Origin of the sequence: Acinetobacter sp. YH12116, assembly GCF_013418895.1 — a bacterium.
GTDB classification, from domain to species: domain Bacteria; phylum Pseudomonadota; class Gammaproteobacteria; order Pseudomonadales; family Moraxellaceae; genus Acinetobacter; species Acinetobacter indicus.
In genome coordinates, this window is sequence record NZ_VPBE01000002.1 from 18,840 (window position 1) to 37,463 (window position 18,624).

The following is an 18,624-nucleotide window of genomic DNA, read 5'->3' on the forward strand; positions in this document are numbered from 1 at the left end:
AAAATAATCAAAAATAGGAGTGTTAGGATGCTTCAATTATTAAAAAACTTTTTCTGCTTACATATTTATGAATATGAGCAAATGGAGGAAATTGGTGCGCATATTGAGTGTCGTAAGTGTGGGGCCAATAAATCATAGAGGGGATCAAACCAGATTCAACAAAGAAGTGGGCTAGACTCACTTCTTTTTGTTTATACACTGCATCAACATTCGCGCAGGCTCATCTCCGCCTTTAAATATTTAAATCTCATTCCAAGCTGCTTTATTTACTGCCGTTTCAGGCTAAAATCCTGTCATCTCTCTATAACTGAATGTGCACATGGCCAAAGATTTTAATGCCCCGACCTATATTGTAGATGATCAGCTCAGCGATACCTTGGCCTGGCTGTGTCAGCATCAGGACTGTTTTGATGCCTTCCATTTTGATGTCATCAAGCAGGAGCTCACGGTGTATCATGCCAATGGTGCCGATCTGATTAAACCGGGCATGTATCTGAATGCCAATTATGGCCTGTTAATTACCTCATAAAAAAAGCCCATCCAGAAGATGGGCTTTTTCGTGTGATGAGGATTAAACCGCCATCGCATCTACCGACAGTTCCTGAACGGTCGGTTTGGCTTTTTCCGCCACCAGTCCCAGTTTCTGGAACAGTTGACGGTCTTTACCTTCACCGGCATTCGGGGTGGTCAGCAGCTTTTCACCCGAGAACAGCGAGTTGGCACCGGCCATAAAGGCCAGGGCCTGATCTGAATCAGATAAAGATTCACGACCGGCAGACAGGCGGATATAACTGGTTGGCATGATAATGCGTGCCACGGCAATAGTACGAATCCATTCGGTGACATCGAGTTTTTCTATATCGGCCAGTGGTGTACCTTCAATTGGCACCAGCATGTTAATCGGTACAGATTCCGGATGAATCGGCAAGGTAGCCAGTTCATGTAACAGGCCAATCCGGTCCTGGGTATCTTCACCTAAACCGACAATGCCGCCGCTACAGACTTTCATGCCGGCATTACGCACATGCTCTAGGGTATTTAAACGGTCATCGAAGCTGCGGGTACTAATAATGTTGGCATAGTATTCGCGTGAAGTATCGAGGTTATGGTTGTAATAATCCAGGCCGGCATCTTTCAGACGTTCTGCCTGAGACTGGTTCAGCATACCCAGCGTCATACAGGTTTCCAGACCCAGCGCTTTTACTTCACGCACCATTTCCAGCACATAAGGCATATCGCGTTCATGCGGATTGCGCCACGCTGCGCCCATACAAAAACGTGAAGAACCTGATTCCAGCGCTTCCTTGGCTTCCTGAATCACTTTTTCAACGGCAATACGTTTTTCAGCTTCCAGCTGTGAATCATAATGAGCCGATTGAGAGCAGTATTTGCAGTCTTCCGGGCATTTACCGGTTTTAATCGAGAGTAAGGTACTCACCTGAATGGTATTGGCAGCAAAATGCTCACGATGTACACGCTGCGCCTCAAAAACCAAATCTAAAAACGGTTGCTGATAAAGTGCCTCAATTTCTTCACGAGACCAATCATTACGTACCGGACGCATACTGCTCATAAGTCTGTCCCTAATTATCCATATTTTGCATACTGCATATTAAGCAAAAGCGGCAGGCGCTTCATTAGCAAAATATGACGTAATCCAAAAACAAAGTCCACCTGAAGTGGACTTTGTTGAGCGAGGGAACATGAACTTCAGCATTATTCACGATGATTGCCGTGCATGTTCTGGTTTTGCAGATCGGCGCGATGCTGTTTATTCAGCATCCGGTCATCCTGTTCATGCTGGTTGTTTTTAGGGCTATCAATAGGCCCTTGGGGTTGCTGCTGTTGCTGTTTTAAATGTTCAGTCTGCTGTTCAAGTTCCTGCTTTTGCTGTTGTTTCTGCTGCTGTTGGTTTTTATGATGCGTTTGCATAATAAATTCCTCCTGATGACAACATCTTTTCTGTTGGATTCCTCTATTGAGCCACAATTCAGTACCACGCGCTGTAGGGCTTGTGTGGGGATCTGTGAGCTCAGGTAAAGAAATGAAAAATTATGCAGATTTGGTCAACTGCTCCTGAATGGCCCAGTCGATATGCACATTCACCACCTCATCATGCAGCGTTTTGGCCTGTTGCAGCTGGGCAATAATATCTGCGGAATAAGGCGCATTGCCCAGACCAATCGCAATATTGCGTTTAAAACTCTGATAACCGGTCCGTCTGAGTGGACTGCCTTCGGTGCAGGCCAGGAAGGTGGCTTCATCCCATTGCCAGAGTTCCAGCAGGCTCATCCGGTCTAGCCCATGACGCGGGGAAAAATCATCCAGCGGAGTCAGCTGGGCAAAACTGTTCCAGGGGCAAATTAACTGGCAGTCATCACAGCCAAAAACCCGGTTGCCAATCGGCCGGCGCAAATCTTCAGGAATAATTCCCTTATATTCAATGGTTAAATAGGCAATACATTTACCAGCATCCAGCACGTAGGGCTCGACAATGGCTTTGGTCGGGCAGATGTCGATACAGGCGCTACAGGAACCGCAGTGCGCCGTGGCCGGTTCATCAAACGGCAACTCAAGCGAGCTAAACAGCTCACCTAATACAAAGAATGAGCCGGATTTTTTATGAATCAGCAGGGTATGTTTACCGGTCCAGCCCATGCCGGCACTTTCGGCCAGCGATTTTTCAAAGATGGGGGCTGAATCGGCAAAAGGGCGCGATTCAAAATCACCAACTTTGTCCCGAATCAGGCTGGCCAGAGTTTTAAGACGACCGCGCATGACTTTATGATAATCGCGGCCGCGGGCATAACGCGCAATAATGGCGCTATTGGGTGCATCTGGCACCTGTCGTGGTGTAGGCCGATCGACCAGATAATTCATGCGCACACAAATAATGCTTTTGGTGCCCGGCACCAGTAAGGCCGGGCTGGCACGTTTCTCCAGATTTTCGCCCAGAAAATGCATATCTGCCTGATAACCTTGTGCTAAATAGGCTTCCAAACGGGGTAATTCTGCTTGAGCATCGGGCCGGGCAATGACACAATCAGCAAAGCCCAGTGCTAAAGCCTGCGCTTTAATCCATGCTTTTAACTGGACGGGATCAAGTTGACTGACCGGAATATTTTGCATGGCAGGCGATGAGTTCATAATGACAAAACAAGGGAAAAACAATGCATCCACAAGTTTATCATAGCCGTGATATTCAAGCATGGGAGCAGCGCTGGTTTGCTCGGCAAAACTCGTCTTATGGTCTGATGCAGCAGGTGGCCTGGTCGATTGCCCAGCGCGTCATTCCCGTTTTACAGCAACATAAATATCAGACAGTGGCGGTTTGTTGCGGGCAGGGCAATAATGCCGGAGATGGCTATCTGCTGGCCAAATATTTACAGCAGGCCGGTTTTCAGGTGCATATTTATGCGGCTGAATTGGGTTCTTCACCTGATTTGCAGCAGGCTGAACACGAGGCTCGAGCGGCTGGCCTGGATATTCAATCTGGCTTTCAGTTTCAACAGGCTTATGAGGTCTATGTTGATGCGCTGTTTGGGATTGGCCTGAATCGTGAACTGAGCGTTGAGTGGCAACAGATTATTCATCAGATGAATCAGCAGCGCGGCTTGAAAGTGGCGATTGATATTCCAAGTGGCCTGGATGCCAATTGCGGTCAGCCTTTACCCTGTGCGATTCAGGCCGATTTGACCTATAGCGTATTGGGTTTAAAAGCTGGACTCTTTACCGGTAAGGGCAAAGCCTACGCTGGACAGGTGGAGCTGATTGCCGCCATTCCTCCCGATGCCGAATTACACGCCATCGCCCAGCTGGCACCCACCCAGATTCAGTTGCCGCCACGTCAGGCTTTTGGTCATAAAGGCAGTTATGGGCATGTGCTGGTGGTCGGCGGTCATGCCGATATGGGCGGCGCGGTAATAATGGCGGCGGAAGCGGCGTTTGCGGCTGGCTGTGGCAAAGTAACCGTGGTCTGTGATGCCAAACATCATACCGCCATTTTAAGTCGCGCTCCGAATATCATGCTGCGTGATATTAACAGCTTGAAGGATGATGCCATTGAACAGCTGCTACAGCAGGTCGATGCCATCTGTTTTGGTATGGGACTTGGACGTGATGACTGGGCGGCTTGTCAATATGCGATGTGGTTGCCGAAACTGTTACAGGCTGAACTGGAACGGGTACTCGATGCCGATGCCTTATGGTTTCTGGCCGCACATCCGCAGCAGTTACCTGAAGGTAGTTATTTAACGCCACATCCGGGTGAGGCGGCGAAACTTTTAGGCCTAACGACAATGGAGGTTGAGCAGAACCGCTTACAGGCTATTCATGAATTACAGGCCCGTTATGGCGGCCAGTGGGTGCTTAAAGGCGCGGGCAGCTTGATTCTGGAAGATCAGCTCTGGCTATGTACTGCCGGCAATGCCGGGATGGGCACGGGTGGCATGGGTGATGTTCTGTCCGGCATGATCGCCAGTTTAAAAGCACAATATCATACTGAACTCAGTTTACATGAGATTGTCACTTTACATGCGCAAGCTGGAGATGTACTGGCGGAATCCGGTATGCGCGGACTTCAGGCACAGCAGATGAATCAGGCCATTTATCAGGTCGTGAACAGGTGAGAGATGCAAGCACTTAAAATTATTATTCAGGGAAATGTGCAGGGCGTGGGGTATCGCCGCTGGTTTGAACAGCAGGCGCAAGAACTGCAGCTAACCGGCTATGTCAAAAATCTGGACAATGGTGATGTCGAAGCAGAAATTATTGGCGAGGAAATGCAGATTCAGGAAATTCTGAAACGCAGTCTGGTTGGACCATTGCGGGCACAGGTCACTAAAATTGAGCGCATCCCGTTTGATCCGGCAGAACGTGAATACACCCATTTCCAGATGATCCGTTAAGTAGAAACTCCCGATTTGGACATCCCCTCACCGGGATCAAGATGGCTTCCAGTTAGCGCCGTCTGCTGCTAGAACGGCTACGGCCGCGCGCCATACCACCCAGGGCATTCAGTACCGCCATTTTGCTCATACTGCCGGAGGCGTGGGCATGGCAGATGGCAGCAGCCAGCGCATCAGCTGCATCAGCTTGCGGTTTAATGCTTAAATTTAACAGCTTCATCACCATCATCTGCACCTGTTCTTTATCGGCTGCCCCATAGCCGACCACAGACTGCTTGATTTGGCGGGCGGTATATTCCGCCACCTGTAAATCCAGATTGGTCAGTGCGGCAATAGCAGCACCACGCGCTTGACCCAGTTTCAGTGCCGAGTCCGGGTTTTGCGCCATAAAAACCTGTTCAACTGCGGCCTCAGTCGGGCCATGAAATTTTACAATCCGGTCAATACCACCAAAAATACGTTTCAGGCGTTCAGGCATTTCCGTGGTTTCGGTCCGAATGGTGCCGGCATCTACAAAACGCAATTTTGAGCCATCACGCTCAATAATGCCGTAACCGGTAAGCCGGGAACCGGGATCGATACCAATAATCAGTGACATGCCAAGCCTTAAAAAATTACATCAAAATGAATTATATGATTTTACAGCGGTATTGTGTGAGGGAATTTGCAGCAACCGGTGCGGATACTCAAGACTATCAACAATGCTTCAAACTCGCTGGAGCTGCTATTAAAAATAGCAGGGACAATATATAGGTTATCTTGGTAAAAAAGCTGCATCTTCATTTTGGCTTAAGTTTCGGGGTTTATACTGTACATCTACAGTCAAAAGCCGTGCAGTACAGTGGCCGCGGCAGTGTTTATCGGGCTGTGGCTGCTGCTCGTGTATGCGGCTTATGTTTATTTTTATCGTGCTACAGCATAAAGCTCAGGTCTGTCATTGAAAATATTAATGACAGGCCTGCACTTTAAAAATAGAATAATGCCCATATTGTTACATAAGCGTGTCAAAAAAAGCTTGATGCTGATTAAGCAGTTGATGCCTGCACTCTATTTATTTTGTTGAGATTAGATTAATTTTCATGAAATTATTTCTTATTATTCTGGCTGGTTTAATTCTGGAAGTATTCGTCTGGATCGGCGTGGGTGACCTGGTCGGTAGCATGTGGTACGTGTTCTTCTGGTTTATTGCCGCCTTCTTTATTGGTATGAATCTGATCCGTAAGTATTCTGCGGGCATCATGCCACAAATGCAGCAGATGCAGATGGGACAAATGAGTGCAGATCCGGCATTAAGCAATAACTTGCCTAAAATCTTTGCAGGTTTCCTGCTGTTGATTCCAGGTCTGATCACCGATGTGCTGGCTGTGCTGATTATGATTCCGGGCGTACAAAATGCCTTTAAAGCGGCCATGATGAAAGCGATGATGAAACGTCAGCAAGCCATGATGAACCAGATGATGGGGGGCATGATGGGCGATATGAATGGCATGGGTGGTGGTGCACAAGGCCAGAATCCGTTCGCCGATCTGATGCGTCAGATGCAGGACATGCAAAACCAGCAGGCGGGCCGCGACTCGACTATTATTGATGGTGAAGCGCGCGAAGTGACGCCAGAAGCAAAAAAAATTGAAATGAAAGATGTGAATAAACACTAAGCCATCTTTATTTGAAAAACCGGATCTGCAAGGATTCGGTTTTTTTTATGCTTGCAGTGCTCGTATATTTTTGAACGGGCGATATAATAAATGACTTTTTAAGCTTCTCCCTGTGTTATGTCCTTACTGTTGACCATTTGTGCCTTACATTTTGTGGCACAGCTTAGTCCCGGCCCCGATATTATTCTGATTGCCAAAAGCTCGGCATCGACCACACGTCGCAATACCATTCATATTATTGCCGGAATTTCATTGGGCATTGTGCTGTGGGTGGTTTTAACCCTGCTGGGCTTTACCGTTCTGGTCGAGCAGTTTCCATGGATTCAGCAGGTATTGATGCTGATAGGCGGTTTGTTTCTGGCGAAAATGGGCTGGGCCATGCTCAGTGGTGGACTACGCAGTTTAAAACAGTCTAGTGCACTGGAGGATGTGCAGGCACAGAGCTCTGCACAGAAAAACTATTTTTTACTGGGCCTGTTCACCAATTTATCTAATCCTAAAACCCTGATTTATTTTAGCAGTGTATTTTCATTGGCGCTCAGTTCATCGGCCAGTGATTATTTAAAAGCACAGCTGGCAGTGATTATTCCGCTGCAAACCTTCCTGACCTTTGTGTTGCTGATGCTGTTATTGTCACAGCCGAAAATTAAGGCGGTGTACCAGCGTTCAGGCAGTTATATTGATATTTTATCGGGCGCCTTATTCCTGATTTTTGCCCTGTGGCTGGGCTATGACGCCATCGGTATGTTCTGATTCAGAATCTGGTTGATCCTGTTCACTAACCAAAGCAGAAACAGCCGTTTCTGCTTTTTTATGGGCAGATGAATAACGGTTTGGTGCCAGAGTGGTTTCGGTATTTTCAGAGCCATGAAAACGGCGGCTGCGGTTGGCGCGTTCGCGTAATCCGCCTTTTTTGATCAGTTGTACCATCTTCATCCTCCTGTATTTCAGTCCGCTAGTTTAAACAAAAGGGCAGCCGGATGCATCTGACTTAAGAGTAGTCCGATAAAATTATTGGCAGAGAATACGGTGTTAAAGCAGCAGCTTAAGTGTCTGAAAGCGTGCATAAAAAGATAAATAAAGTCAACAAAAGCAGGCAGGGTTTACTTAAGCTTACATAGACTCACCAGTAATAGAGCTTGCTATGCTACACAGGCTCACATAAGATAAAACAATATTACAAAAAGCGTTTTTCGCATGATGTAAAAATAAAAACAAGAATTACAGTAAATTAGGAGAACTGCCTATGCTGTACCATCAATACCATTGCTCATGTTGCAATCAAGTGGTGGCGTCAACAGAAAAAGAATGTCCAAATTGCGGTTCACACAATATTCGTAGTCCTTATGGTTTCTGGATGTTCTGTATTTTAAGTTGTCTGGCCTTTGCGGTTATTTTTAAAGTCGTGCATGTCTATTTGCAGGATCATCAGGAAACCCCGACACAGCCGACTTTATTGGAAGTCTTAAAACAGGAATCCAGCTAACTGGATTCCTTGAATCTGATGAGCTTAGCTCAACTTTTGTTTAGCGGGATGACGCCAGAAAAGTGGCCTGATTCAGCACCGACAGTTCAGTATTAATGTCAAAAATTTTCCCGTGAATCTTGTCGATGCCAAAACTTTGCAGACGCGCCGTGTGCATCTGTAAATATTGTTCTGCATGATGCTTTGTATCAAACAGGTAAATCCCGCCAGCTTGCTGGGTATCGCTATTTTCGGTCCAGATTTTCCAGATGAGACCTGGTTCCTGGTTAATACTGGCTGCCAGCTCGCGATAGGCCGTGGCCATTTCTGCGCCAAAAGGGCCATTTGAAGGGAAATCAACCTGAAGAATTACCGCCATCATGTTCATCCTGTTTTAAATGTTCCATCTTATTGTAAACAGTTTATGTTTTTATAAAATGATATTTCTGCCCAGAATTGCGATAAAGCAGACAATAAAAGACCCATCACGTAGATGGGTCTTTTAATATCTTCAGAGCTTAAAGGCCAGCAGCGGCTTTTAAGATATCGACTTTGTCGGTTTTTTCCCAGGTAAAGGCAGTGTCTGAACCTTCGCGGCCAAAGTGACCGTAGGCAGCAGTCTGTTTGTACATTGGTTGTAACAGGTCCAGCATACGGGTAATGCCGTATGGACGCAGGTCAAAGTGTTCACGAACTAGCTGAACAATCAGTTCATCAGCCACTTTACCGGTGTTAAAGGTGTTAATTGAAATTGAAGTTGGCTCCGCCACACCAATTGCATAAGACACCTGAATTTCACATTTGTCTGCCAGGCCAGCAGCGACAATATTTTTCGCCACATAACGACCCGCATAAGCAGCAGAGCGGTCTACTTTCGATGGGTCTTTACCAGAGAAGGCACCACCACCATGACGCGCCATACCACCGTAGGTATCTACAATAATTTTACGGCCAGTCAGACCACAGTCACCCACTGGGCCACCAATCACAAACATTCCGGTCGGGTTGATGTGGAATTTGGTGTCAGCATGGAACATGTCCGCAGGGATGATCTTTTTCACGATTTCTTCAATCACAGCTTCTTTCAGCTGTGCTTGACTAATTTCAGGATCATGCTGGGTTGACAGCACCACCGCATCTAAACGTACCGGTTTGCCATTTTCATAGGCAAAAGTCACCTGGCTTTTCGCATCTGGACGTAACCAAGGCAGGGCACCGCTACGACGCAGTTCAGCCTGTTTTTCCATTAAGCGATGCGCATAAGAAATTGGCGCAGGCATCAGCACATCCGTTTCACGGCTGGCATAACCAAACATCAAGCCCTGGTCGCCGGCACCCTGATCTTCAGGTTTTTGACGGTCTACACCTTGGGCAATTTCTGGTGACTGCTTACCAATCATGTTAATTACGGCACAGGTTGAACCATCAAAGCCGAGGTCAGAATGATGATAGCCAATACCATTTACGGTTTGACGTACAATCGCTTCAAAGTCCACATTGGCTGTGGTTGTGATTTCACCCGCAAGTACGACCGCACCGGTTTTTACAAGCGTTTCACAAGCAACCCGCGCATATGGGTCTTCTTTTAAGATTGCATCCAAAATGGCATCACTGATTTGGTCAGCCATTTTATCTGGATGGCCTTCGCTTACAGATTCCGAGGTAAATACAGCGTACTCGCGCATAAGTCCTATCACAGTTATTTCAAAAGACGCAATATGTTACATCGAGTTAGACTTTAGGACTAGTTCAATACGACCAAATTGGCTGAATTTATTTCAATTCAATGACTTTTTATCTGATATAGGCATTTAAAAAACTGATATAAAATCCAAAACGGTATAGATTCATCATCCGGATAAACTTGAGTTTTAATTCAATAAATCACTATTTTAAAAGCGGTTGTATTTTTATAATTTATATTAAAAATCAATTAATTATCTTATTTTAAACGTGTGGGGTGCATTCTACCTGTCATCTTTTGGTCGTCATCATGCTCTAAAATGAAGTCTGTTGCTGTTGAGCAGGATTGTGCAGTTTTGAATTAAATTGAATGAATTTCACAATGAGCGCTTTTTTGTATAAAAAACCATCCAAATAGGCCAGTTGTGTAACATGAAAATCTGGATAAGCCACCCGGTTATTCGCCAGAACTTCAATTTTCTCATGCCTCTAGCCAGGAATTGTACGAAAATGCGCAGGCAAACGAATAAATACCGAAAAATTACCGCTGAGGCTTTACCCCATACGCTTTTTTTAAGACAATAGACGTGTTTTGAATTCCTATTCATCTTCCTTTATTAAACGATTTATTTGGACTCTGACCTATGACGACCCCGCTTAATGAACGTCGTATTGCAAACGCAATTCGTGTATTGGCTATGGATGCCGTGCAAAAAGCAAATTCCGGACATCCAGGTGCGCCGATGGGGATGGCAGACATCGCTGACGTGGTGTGGCGTGAATTTTTAAATCATAACCCGACGAACCCGCAATGGGCTAACCGCGACCGTTTTGTTTTATCCAATGGTCATGGCTCTATGCTGCATTATGCACTGTTACATTTAACCGGTTATGATCTTTCAATTGAAGATTTAAAAGCATTCCGTCAACTACACTCTAAAACACCAGGTCACCCGGAATACGGCTATGCACCAGGGGTTGAAACCACCACTGGTCCACTTGGTCAGGGTATTGCCAATGCGGTTGGTTTTGCTCTGGCTGAAAAGACGCTGGCAGCGCAGTTCAATAAAGATGATATGCAAGTGGTTGACCATTACACCTACTGTTTCCTGGGTGATGGCTGCCTGATGGAAGGTATTTCTCACGAAGTATGTTCACTGGCCGGTACTTTAGGTCTGGGTAAACTGGTGGTTTACTATGATGACAACGGTATTTCAATTGATGGTGAAGTTGAAGGCTGGTTCTCTGATGACACTGAACAGCGCTTCCTGTCTTATGGCTGGCAAGTGCTGAAAGTTGATGGTCATGATGCAGATGCTATTCGCGAAGCAACTGTGGCTGCCAAAGCTGAAACCGCTAAACCAACCATTATTATCTGTAAAACCATTATCGGTTTAGGTTCACCAAACAAACAGGGTAAAGAAGATTGCCACGGTGCACCGCTGGGTAATGATGAAATCGTGTTAACCCGCGAAGCGCTGGGCTGGACCGATGAAGCGTTTGTAATTCCTGAAGATGTGTATGCTGCTTGGGATGCGAAAACCAAAGGTGCTGAAACTGAAGCTGCCTGGAATGCTACTTTTGCTGCCTATGCAGCAAAATATCCTGCAGAAGCGGCTGAATTAAAACGCCGTTTAAGCGGTGAATTACCAGCAGAATTCCTGGCACAGGCCGATGCCTATATTGCTGAAGTGAACGTGAAAGCAGAAACTATTGCGACCCGTAAAGCCAGCCAGAATACGCTACAGGCTTTTGGTCCATTATTACCTGAATTATTGGGTGGTTCTGCGGACCTGGCTGGTTCAAACCTGACGCTTTGGAAAGGTTGCCAGGGCGTACAAGACAATGCCGCAGGTAACTATGTGCACTACGGCGTACGTGAATTTGGTATGACCGCGATTGCCAACGGTGTGGCGCTGCACGGCGGTTTCATTCCTTATGTAGCAACATTCTTAATGTTCATGGAATATGCGCGTAATGCCGTGCGTATGTCTGCGTTAATGAAGCAACGCGTAATTCATGTTTATACCCATGATTCGATCGGTCTGGGTGAAGATGGTCCTACGCACCAGCCAATTGAGCAGATTGCATCGTTACGTGGTACGCCAAACCTGAACACATGGCGTCCATGTGATACGGTTGAAGCAGCGATTTCCTGGAAATCTGCTTTAAGCCGTGCGGAAGGTCCATCTGCGTTAATCTTCTCTCGTCAAAACCTGCCATTCCAGGCGCGTACTCAAGCACAAATTGAAAACGCGGCCAAAGGTGGTTATGTGCTGGCTGAAGAAAAAGGTGAATTGAAAGCAATCATCATTGCGACCGGTTCTGAAGTGGCCTTGGCGATGGAAGCACATGCACAGCTTGAAGGTGTACGTGTGGTGTCTATGCCATGTGCTGAAGAATTCATGCAGCAAGATGCGGCGTATCGTGAAGCGGTTCTGCCATCGAATATCCGTGCCCGTGTTGCAGTTGAAGCAGCGCATGTCGATTACTGGTGGAAATTTGTGGGTCTGGACGGTCGCGTGATTGGTATGACCACTTACGGTGAATCTGCACCAGCCAAAGACTTGTTCCAGCACTTCGGTATTACCACGGAAGCAGTGGTTGCTGCAGTGAAAGAACTGACGGCTTAATCGCTCAGAAATTTCAAAAAAAGACGCTCCGAAAGGGGCGTTTTTTTATGCTAGTTTAAAAAGCTGAATGATATAAAAGAAGATCCACATGACAGCAATTAGCATTGTGCCTTTGGCACAGACCAGTCAGCCGCAATGGCACGCACTTTGGGCCGGTTATCAGGCCTTTTATCAAACCAAGTTATCAGATAAACTGAGTGCCCATACCTGGCAGCGTCTGACATCAGCCGAGTCTGCGCATATGTATGGTTTTGCGGCACTGTTTGAACAGCAGATGGTCGGCTTTGTTCATGTGATTGAACATGACAGCTGCTGGACATTCAGGCCTTATGCCTATTTGCAGGATTTATTTACCCACCCCGATTATCGCGGGCAGGGTGTGGCCAGATTACTGATTGAACAGGTCTATATGGAAGCCAAAAAACGCCAGTGCGACCGGGTTTACTGGCTGACACAAGAAGCCAATCAAACTGCACAAATATTGTATGATAAAGTGGCACACAAGACCGGATTTATTCAATATAAACAAAGTCTGTAACGGCATCCATGCGTTAATCGTTTCATTGCTGCAACAGAACGTTTTATCTGTAGCAATGAACTCTAACAAGAAATCTATACACTAATAAGCATTCAAAAAGCGAGATAAAAGCATGAACTTTAAAGCACTTGTACTTGGTTTGGCGGTCACTTCAGTAGCAACAGCTGCGTTGGCAAAACCAGTGGCGTATCAAATTGACCCGACCCATACGGCAACTGTATTTAGCTGGGATCACTTCGGTTTCTCTACGCCATCAGGTAACTTCTCTAACATTCAAGGTACCATTAATGTTGATGAGAAACAGCCAGAAAAATCATCTGTCAACGTGACTATTCCATTAAACAGCCTGAACACCAACGTCAAAGCGCTGGATGAGCACTTAATGGCAGCAGACTGGTTTGATGCAGCAAAATATCCAACTATTACTTTCAAAAGTACCAAAGTTGAAACTCAGGACAAAAAGAACTTTAAAATCACAGGTGATTTAACTGTGAAAGGTGTAACGAAACCTGTAGTTCTGGATGCGGTACTGAACAAACAAGGTCCACATCCAATGACCAAAGCGGCAACTGTTGGTTTTAATGCCACCACGTCATTTGACCGTTCAGCATTTGGTATCGCCGGTTTTGTACCAAATGTAGGTGATAAAATTACTGTAAACATCACCACTGAAGCTTCTGTTGCTGCGAAAAAATAATCGCAAGAACAGCACAAAAAGCACCCGCTTCAGGGTGCTTTTTTTATGACGATGATAAATGTAAGGACAATTTAAAGCTTTCCGGTCAGCTTTGAGATTTTAAGCTGGTTAGAAACTGGCTCAAAACCGTCGCGCTGACCTGTTGCAGTTGCGGCGCGTATTGCTGATGAGCGGCGCGTAAGGCGGGAATATTAATCTGGGCCTGACGTAATTCACAGGTATGGCCAATCAGCCATTTTTCTAAACTGTCTGCTGCAACTTCAGCATGAAACTGTAGTGCCAGAATATGTGGTCCGACCCGGAATGCCTGATTCGGATACAGGTCGGAGCTGGCCAGTAATTCAGCCTGTGCTGGTAAATCAAAAGTATCGCCGTGCCAATGTAAAACCGGTGTGTTGGCTAATGCCGCCAGTGGATGATGGGCGGCATTAGCCAGACTGAGCGTACTCCAGCCAATTTCTTTGGCATGGCCGGCATAGACTTTGGCACCCAAGGCATGAGCAATGAGCTGTGCACCCAAACAAATACCAATAGTGGGTAATTTCTTTTCTAGACGTACTTTTAGTAAGTCTATTTCTTTTTGTAAGAAAGGATAGTCTGTGGTTTCATAAACGCCAATTGGGCCACCCAAAATAATCACCAATCCTTCATGCGCAAACGCCTTTTCTAGATTTTCCACACCGGCTTCAAAATACCGTACCCGTAAACCTTGTTCATACAGGACATCTTCCCACGCGCCGAGGTCTTCAAACGCAAGATGTTGAATGGCATAGATAGTGTCGGGTAAATCGAACATGGCAGATACTTCAGGCTGAAAGGGAGATTTAATGTAACGTGAAATACACTCGAACTAAAGCGTAGCGTATGAATAAAGGATAGACTTTTAACTTGATCTTCCGGTTTATACAACGCTGAAAGAGCGTGCTGCGAAAGTCATAGTATTCCATGTTGCAATAAAAACGCCCGATGCAAATACATCGGGCGCAGCTTGAAACGGTAACTTCAACGCTGTTGGAATCCTAAAGATGAGTCTTTAGAAGAAGCCAGCAGGTTTAGTTGAGTAGCTCACCAACAAGTTTTTGGTTTGTTGATAATGTTCTAACATCATCTTGTGGTTTTCACGGCCAATACCTGATTTTTTATAACCACCGAAAGCGGCATGTGCAGGGTAGATGTGGTAACAGTTCGTCCAAACGCGACCCGCTTGAATAGCACGACCTGCACGGTAAGAAGTGTGCGCAGAACGTGACCAAACACCTGCACCTAAACCGTAAATGGTGTCATTGGCAATTTTAATGGCTTCATCAAAGTCTTTAAATGTAGTCACAGAAAGCACTGGGCCGAAAATTTCTTCTTGGAAAATTTTCATGTCATTGGTGCCTTTGAAAATTGTCGGCTCAATATAGAAACCGCTACCCACTTCATGACGTTCACCGCCACCTGTTAAAACTTGCGCGCCTTCGGCACGACCTGTCGCAATACAACCCAAGATTTTGTCTTGTTGTTCTTGTGACGCCTGCGCACCAATCATGGTTTCAGTATCAAGCGGGTGACCTGTTTTAATACGTTTAACACGTTCGATGGCTTTTTCAAGGAAACGGTCAGCAATACTTTCCTGTACGAGCGCACGTGATGGACAAGTACAAATTTCACCCTGATTCAGCGCAAACATAGCAAAGCCTTCGAGTGCTTTGTCTAAGTAGTCGTCATCTTGCGCCATAATATCTTCAAAGAAAATATTTGGAGATTTACCACCAAGCTCTAAAGTCACTGGAATGATGTTTTCAGTGGCGTATTGCATGATCAATTGACCGACCTGGGTCGAACCTGTGAATGCAATTTTGGCAATACGTGGATTGGTTGCCAATGGGCGACCCACTTCTACACCGTAACCATTGACTACGTTTAATACGCCTGCTGGCAATAAATCTTGAATCAGTTCGACCAAAACTAAAATGCTGGCAGGGGTTTGTTCTGCAGGTTTAAGTACAATACAGTTACCCGCAGCCAAAGCAGGTGCAAGTTTCCATGTTGCCATTAAAATTGGGAAGTTCCATGGAATAATTTGCCCCACAACGCCCAACGGCTCGTGAAAGTGATAGGCAATGGTATCTTCATCAATTTCAGAAATTCCGCCTTCTTGGGCACGAATACAGCCTGCAAAATAACGGAAATGGTCAATCGCCAATGGAATGTCGGCAGCCAATGTTTCCCGAACAGGCTTACCATTATCCCATGTTTCTGCCACTGCCAATAATTCTAGATTTTGTTCTAAACGATCTGCAATTTTTAACAAAATGTTAGAACGTGTTGTAGGAGATGAGCTGTTCCATTGTGCTTTGGCTTTATGGGCTGCGTCTAAAGCCAGTTCAATGTCTTCTGCCGATGAGCGTGGGACTTTGGTAAATACTTTGCCATCTACAGGAGAGATATTTTCAAAGTATTCGCCTTTTACAGGGGCGACCCACTCGCCACCAATAAAGTTTTCGTATTGTGCTTTAAATTGAACTTTTGAACCGGGTTGATTGGGATCTACGTAACGCATAATTCTCTTCCTTTGATGGTTTTTTATAATCTGCCGTCATCTTTACCGTTTAGCACAATCCTGTGTCTAAAATCAGGTTAAATTTACGGCTAAGGTATAAGGTACTTTAGTACGTTATTTGTTTAGCATACCAATATAAGGTTGGAAAAAGGTTGGAAAGTTGCAGGTTTACAAGCAGCGAACAAATCCTTACAAAAGTAAGCGGTACAATGGATGTAATGCCCACAGGATTGTGAGAATCAATAATGATGAAAAAACAAGACCTATTGGAAAAAAGGCAGCATATTGAACAGTTTAGACAAAGCAGCAGTTTATCGCCGCTGCATGCGCAGCAAATTCAGCAGAGTATTTTAAAATCTTGGCAACGCTCTCAAATTGCTGAAATTCCTTTTGATCGGTTGGCAGCCCCGTTAAATTATAGTCTAACGCATACACATGGTGGTTCGGCCTTACAACGTGCTGTGCAAAACTGTGCAGAAGATTTAAGACATATCGCACAGCAGTCCGACATGGTGGCAGCCGTGGGCGATGTGGGCAGTACAATTATTTGGACGGCAGCGAGCGCGCAAATGCGTAATGTGGCGGAACAGGTGCATTTTGTAGAAGGCGGGCAGTGGCGTGAAGAGTTGGTGGGTACCAATGCTTTGGCTTTGTCACTTAAAACTCAGCAAGCAAGTTGTGTGTTTTCCAGTGAACACTTTATGTCATCGTTACATGACTGGGTTTGTTATGCAGCGCCTATTTTAGACCCTTATTCCAAACAAGTATTGGGTGTAATTGATTTATCGACTACTTGGAAAAACCATAACAGTTTGGGGATGTTGGCAGCAGAACGCTGTGCTTCTTTGATTCAAAATGCACTGCTTGATCAGCAAAAACAGCAGCTTTATATTCGCGCGTTTCGCGTGCCACAGGTGTTATTTAATGGCAAAGTGGTGGTGATGACACCGCGTCAAATTGAAATATTGGTGATTTTAGCACTTTGTCCACAAGGCATGAGTTTAGATACTTTACACCAAGCTCTATATGGTGAGCGTAAAGTCAGTATGGGCACGCTTAAAGCTGAGATGTCTCAATTACGTGATATTCTAGGCGGGATGCTTGGTTCGCGTCCTTACCGAATTTTGGCGCATATAGAAGCCGATTTTTTACAAGCTGAGCAGGCTTTAGATGCTGGTTATGTGCAGTCTGCCTTACAAACGTGTGCAGGAGTATTTTTGGCGAAAACTGAAAGTCCATTTTTATGTGCATGGCGAGATTGCTTAGAATCTCGCCTGAGTGATGCCATTTTTAATGCACAAGATACTGATGTATTGCTAAAACATTTGGCACGCAGCCCTGAAGCGATTGACGCAGTGGAGCGTTTAATTGAATTGATGCCAAAGGGGCATCCTGCACATCAAATTTTATTAAAATACACAGCTTAAGGGATGCATCAAGTCATTTAGCCGTTAATTCACTTCCTTTAGTTCTAGTTTTTAGTTTTATAGCCCCTTGCGGTTTAACCAGTCAAACAAGGACTGATACACTTCCGCACGGACTTCGGGCGCAGAAAGTACCAAATCATGCACGCCATTTTCAATTTGGCAAAGCTGAATATCGCCATGCATGTGATGCCCATATTTTTGCATATCTGCAACATTTAAAATTACGTCAGTGCGTTGCGCAATCTCATTCCATTGGCGTGGATAACTACTTTGACTCGCATGCATAATTAAGGTGGGTACACCTAAATGCACACTGGCATGAATTTCTTTTTGCGCTTCATGAATTGCACGTACAAAACTTAATCGCACTTTTGGATAACGCGGTTTCTTCCATTCCAAATTAAATAACCATTCACCATGATATTGTTTGTGTAGACTTGGTACATAAAATGGGTTAAGGCGGCTTGGAAATTTCATTTCTGGCAGCAATTTGCCCAATTGGCTCAAACGAGGAATGCCGAATTTTTTCTCAATCTCGCTCATATTGAAATCATAAAAAGGGCTGTTGCACCATAAACCACGAATCAGTGGATGATTGGGATGATGTGCCACATATAACGTGGTGATTAATCCACCTGTTGAATGTCCCGCCAAAATTACCGAGTCATGTTCTTCTGTGGCAATTTGCTCAAGTGCAGCGGAAATTTCTGCATCATATTCAGACAAGCTGCGCACATTGTACCAATGTTGATGTGACAAATGCGAACGCCCATATTTACGTAAATCTAGGGCATAAAAGTCATAACCGTGCTGATTAAACTGGTCTGCCATTTCTGTTTGAAAAAAATAGTCAATAAAACCATGAATATAAAGTACGGCTTTACGGGTTTCCTGTTCGGCTTTTTTGCGTACCAAGGTAGAAATGACTTTGCCTTCATAATCCGAAGGAAAATCCAGCGTCATTTGTTGGTAATCGGCACCCAAAATATCGGGTTGATAGCTTGGTGTTGTTTTTTGTTTTTTGCTTAACAGCATAAGGTGTTCGTCATCCATTTTATTTTGACTATATCCTTG

The 18,624-nt window shown here is 45.3% G+C and carries 20 protein-coding genes; 10 read left to right on the forward strand and 10 right to left on the reverse strand.

The window, feature by feature from the left end; translation table 11 throughout:
• The first annotated feature begins 319 nt into the window (after nt 1-319).
• Entirely contained in the window at nt 320-529 is a 210-nt protein-coding gene (locus FTU54_RS01445; protein WP_075166751.1) for a hypothetical protein, read from the forward strand.
• 42 nt (nt 530-571) lie between these two features.
• Here FTU54_RS01445 and bioB read toward each other — a convergent pair whose 3' ends face one another.
• The 3 genes from bioB to queG form a co-directional block, all read right to left on the reverse strand.
• The gene (gene bioB / locus FTU54_RS01450; RefSeq protein ID WP_168399617.1) at nt 572-1,573 is read right to left on the reverse strand and encodes a biotin synthase BioB; all 1,002 of its coding nucleotides are present in this window, start codon (nt 1,571-1,573) and stop codon (nt 572-574) included.
• A 143-nt stretch (nt 1,574-1,716) separates the two neighbouring features.
• Entirely contained in the window at nt 1,717-1,932 is a 216-nt protein-coding gene (locus tag FTU54_RS01455; RefSeq protein ID WP_005177388.1) for a hypothetical protein, read from the reverse strand.
• 120 nt (nt 1,933-2,052) lie between these two features.
• Nucleotides 2,053-3,129, reverse strand: a complete 1,077-nt coding sequence (gene queG, locus FTU54_RS01460; RefSeq protein WP_180074392.1) for a tRNA epoxyqueuosine(34) reductase QueG — start codon at nt 3,127-3,129, stop codon at nt 2,053-2,055.
• A 41-nt stretch (nt 3,130-3,170) separates the two neighbouring features.
• Here queG and FTU54_RS01465 point away from each other — a divergent pair, with 41 nt between their 5' ends.
• Together FTU54_RS01465 and FTU54_RS01470 are read left to right on the forward strand one after the other, a co-directional pair.
• Nucleotides 3,171-4,628 (forward strand): NAD(P)H-hydrate dehydratase, encoded by a 1,458-nt coding sequence (locus FTU54_RS01465; protein WP_180074335.1) that lies wholly within the window; start codon nt 3,171-3,173, stop codon nt 4,626-4,628.
• A 3-nt stretch (nt 4,629-4,631) separates the two neighbouring features.
• Nucleotides 4,632-4,907: an acylphosphatase gene (locus FTU54_RS01470; protein ID WP_005177399.1), complete on the forward strand. Its 276-nt coding sequence runs from the start codon at nt 4,632-4,634 to the stop codon at nt 4,905-4,907.
• Between the two features lie 52 nt (nt 4,908-4,959).
• Here FTU54_RS01470 and ruvC read toward each other — a convergent pair whose 3' ends face one another.
• On the reverse strand, nt 4,960-5,505 hold the full coding sequence (gene ruvC / locus FTU54_RS01475; RefSeq protein ID WP_045795787.1) for a crossover junction endodeoxyribonuclease RuvC: 546 nt from the start codon (nt 5,503-5,505) through the stop codon (nt 4,960-4,962).
• A gap of 481 nt (nt 5,506-5,986) precedes the next feature.
• Here ruvC and FTU54_RS01480 point away from each other — a divergent pair, with 481 nt between their 5' ends.
• Both FTU54_RS01480 and FTU54_RS01485 read left to right on the forward strand, forming a co-directional pair.
• Entirely contained in the window at nt 5,987-6,562 is a 576-nt protein-coding gene (locus FTU54_RS01480) for an FxsA family protein (RefSeq protein ID WP_016658253.1), read from the forward strand.
• A gap of 117 nt (nt 6,563-6,679) precedes the next feature.
• Nucleotides 6,680-7,315 (forward strand): LysE family transporter, encoded by a 636-nt coding sequence (locus FTU54_RS01485; protein ID WP_005177415.1) that lies wholly within the window; start codon nt 6,680-6,682, stop codon nt 7,313-7,315.
• Here the strand turns inward: FTU54_RS01485 and FTU54_RS01490 are convergent.
• Nucleotides 7,262-7,492 carry a hypothetical protein gene (locus FTU54_RS01490; protein ID WP_005177416.1) on the reverse strand — a complete coding sequence of 77 codons (231 nt, stop codon included), beginning with the start codon at nt 7,490-7,492 and terminating at the stop codon, nt 7,262-7,264. The two genes, FTU54_RS01485 and FTU54_RS01490, sit on opposite strands and share 54 nt — an antisense overlap.
• A gap of 319 nt (nt 7,493-7,811) precedes the next feature.
• Between FTU54_RS01490 and FTU54_RS01495 the strand changes: the two genes are divergently transcribed.
• Nucleotides 7,812-8,048 (forward strand): hypothetical protein, encoded by a 237-nt coding sequence (locus FTU54_RS01495; RefSeq protein ID WP_370459256.1) that lies wholly within the window; start codon nt 7,812-7,814, stop codon nt 8,046-8,048.
• A 40-nt stretch (nt 8,049-8,088) separates the two neighbouring features.
• Here FTU54_RS01495 and FTU54_RS01500 read toward each other — a convergent pair whose 3' ends face one another.
• Nucleotides 8,089-8,406 carry a monooxygenase gene (locus FTU54_RS01500; protein ID WP_168397600.1) on the reverse strand — a complete coding sequence of 106 codons (318 nt, stop codon included), beginning with the start codon at nt 8,404-8,406 and terminating at the stop codon, nt 8,089-8,091.
• Nucleotides 8,407-8,545: 139 nt separating this feature from the next.
• Nucleotides 8,546-9,712: a methionine adenosyltransferase gene (gene metK, locus FTU54_RS01505; RefSeq protein WP_005177421.1), complete on the reverse strand. Its 1,167-nt coding sequence runs from the start codon at nt 9,710-9,712 to the stop codon at nt 8,546-8,548.
• A gap of 642 nt (nt 9,713-10,354) precedes the next feature.
• On the opposite strand from metK, the gene tkt reads away from it, so the two are divergent.
• From tkt to FTU54_RS01520, 3 genes are all read left to right on the forward strand, one after another.
• A complete protein-coding gene (gene tkt, locus FTU54_RS01510; RefSeq protein WP_180074337.1) occupies nt 10,355-12,343 on the forward strand; it encodes a transketolase in 1,989 nt (662 codons plus the stop codon).
• A gap of 88 nt (nt 12,344-12,431) precedes the next feature.
• Nucleotides 12,432-12,881 carry a GNAT family N-acetyltransferase gene (locus FTU54_RS01515; RefSeq protein WP_168399621.1) on the forward strand — a complete coding sequence of 150 codons (450 nt, stop codon included), beginning with the start codon at nt 12,432-12,434 and terminating at the stop codon, nt 12,879-12,881.
• Nucleotides 12,882-12,993: 112 nt separating this feature from the next.
• Entirely contained in the window at nt 12,994-13,578 is a 585-nt protein-coding gene (locus FTU54_RS01520) for a YceI family protein (RefSeq protein ID WP_005177424.1), read from the forward strand.
• Between the two features lie 85 nt (nt 13,579-13,663).
• Here FTU54_RS01520 and FTU54_RS01525 read toward each other — a convergent pair whose 3' ends face one another.
• On the reverse strand, nt 13,664-14,374 hold the full coding sequence (locus FTU54_RS01525; RefSeq protein WP_168399622.1) for a glutamine amidotransferase: 711 nt from the start codon (nt 14,372-14,374) through the stop codon (nt 13,664-13,666).
• Nucleotides 14,375-14,611: 237 nt separating this feature from the next.
• Entirely contained in the window at nt 14,612-16,123 is a 1,512-nt protein-coding gene (locus tag FTU54_RS01530) for an aldehyde dehydrogenase family protein (RefSeq protein WP_016658247.1), read from the reverse strand.
• Nucleotides 16,124-16,368: 245 nt separating this feature from the next.
• Here FTU54_RS01530 and FTU54_RS01535 point away from each other — a divergent pair, with 245 nt between their 5' ends.
• Nucleotides 16,369-17,550: a transcriptional regulator gene (locus FTU54_RS01535; protein ID WP_168399623.1), complete on the forward strand. Its 1,182-nt coding sequence runs from the start codon at nt 16,369-16,371 to the stop codon at nt 17,548-17,550.
• Nucleotides 17,551-17,607: 57 nt separating this feature from the next.
• Here FTU54_RS01535 and FTU54_RS01540 read toward each other — a convergent pair whose 3' ends face one another.
• Entirely contained in the window at nt 17,608-18,603 is a 996-nt protein-coding gene (locus FTU54_RS01540) for an alpha/beta hydrolase (protein ID WP_168399624.1), read from the reverse strand.
• Between the last annotated feature and the right edge of the window lie 21 nt (nt 18,604-18,624).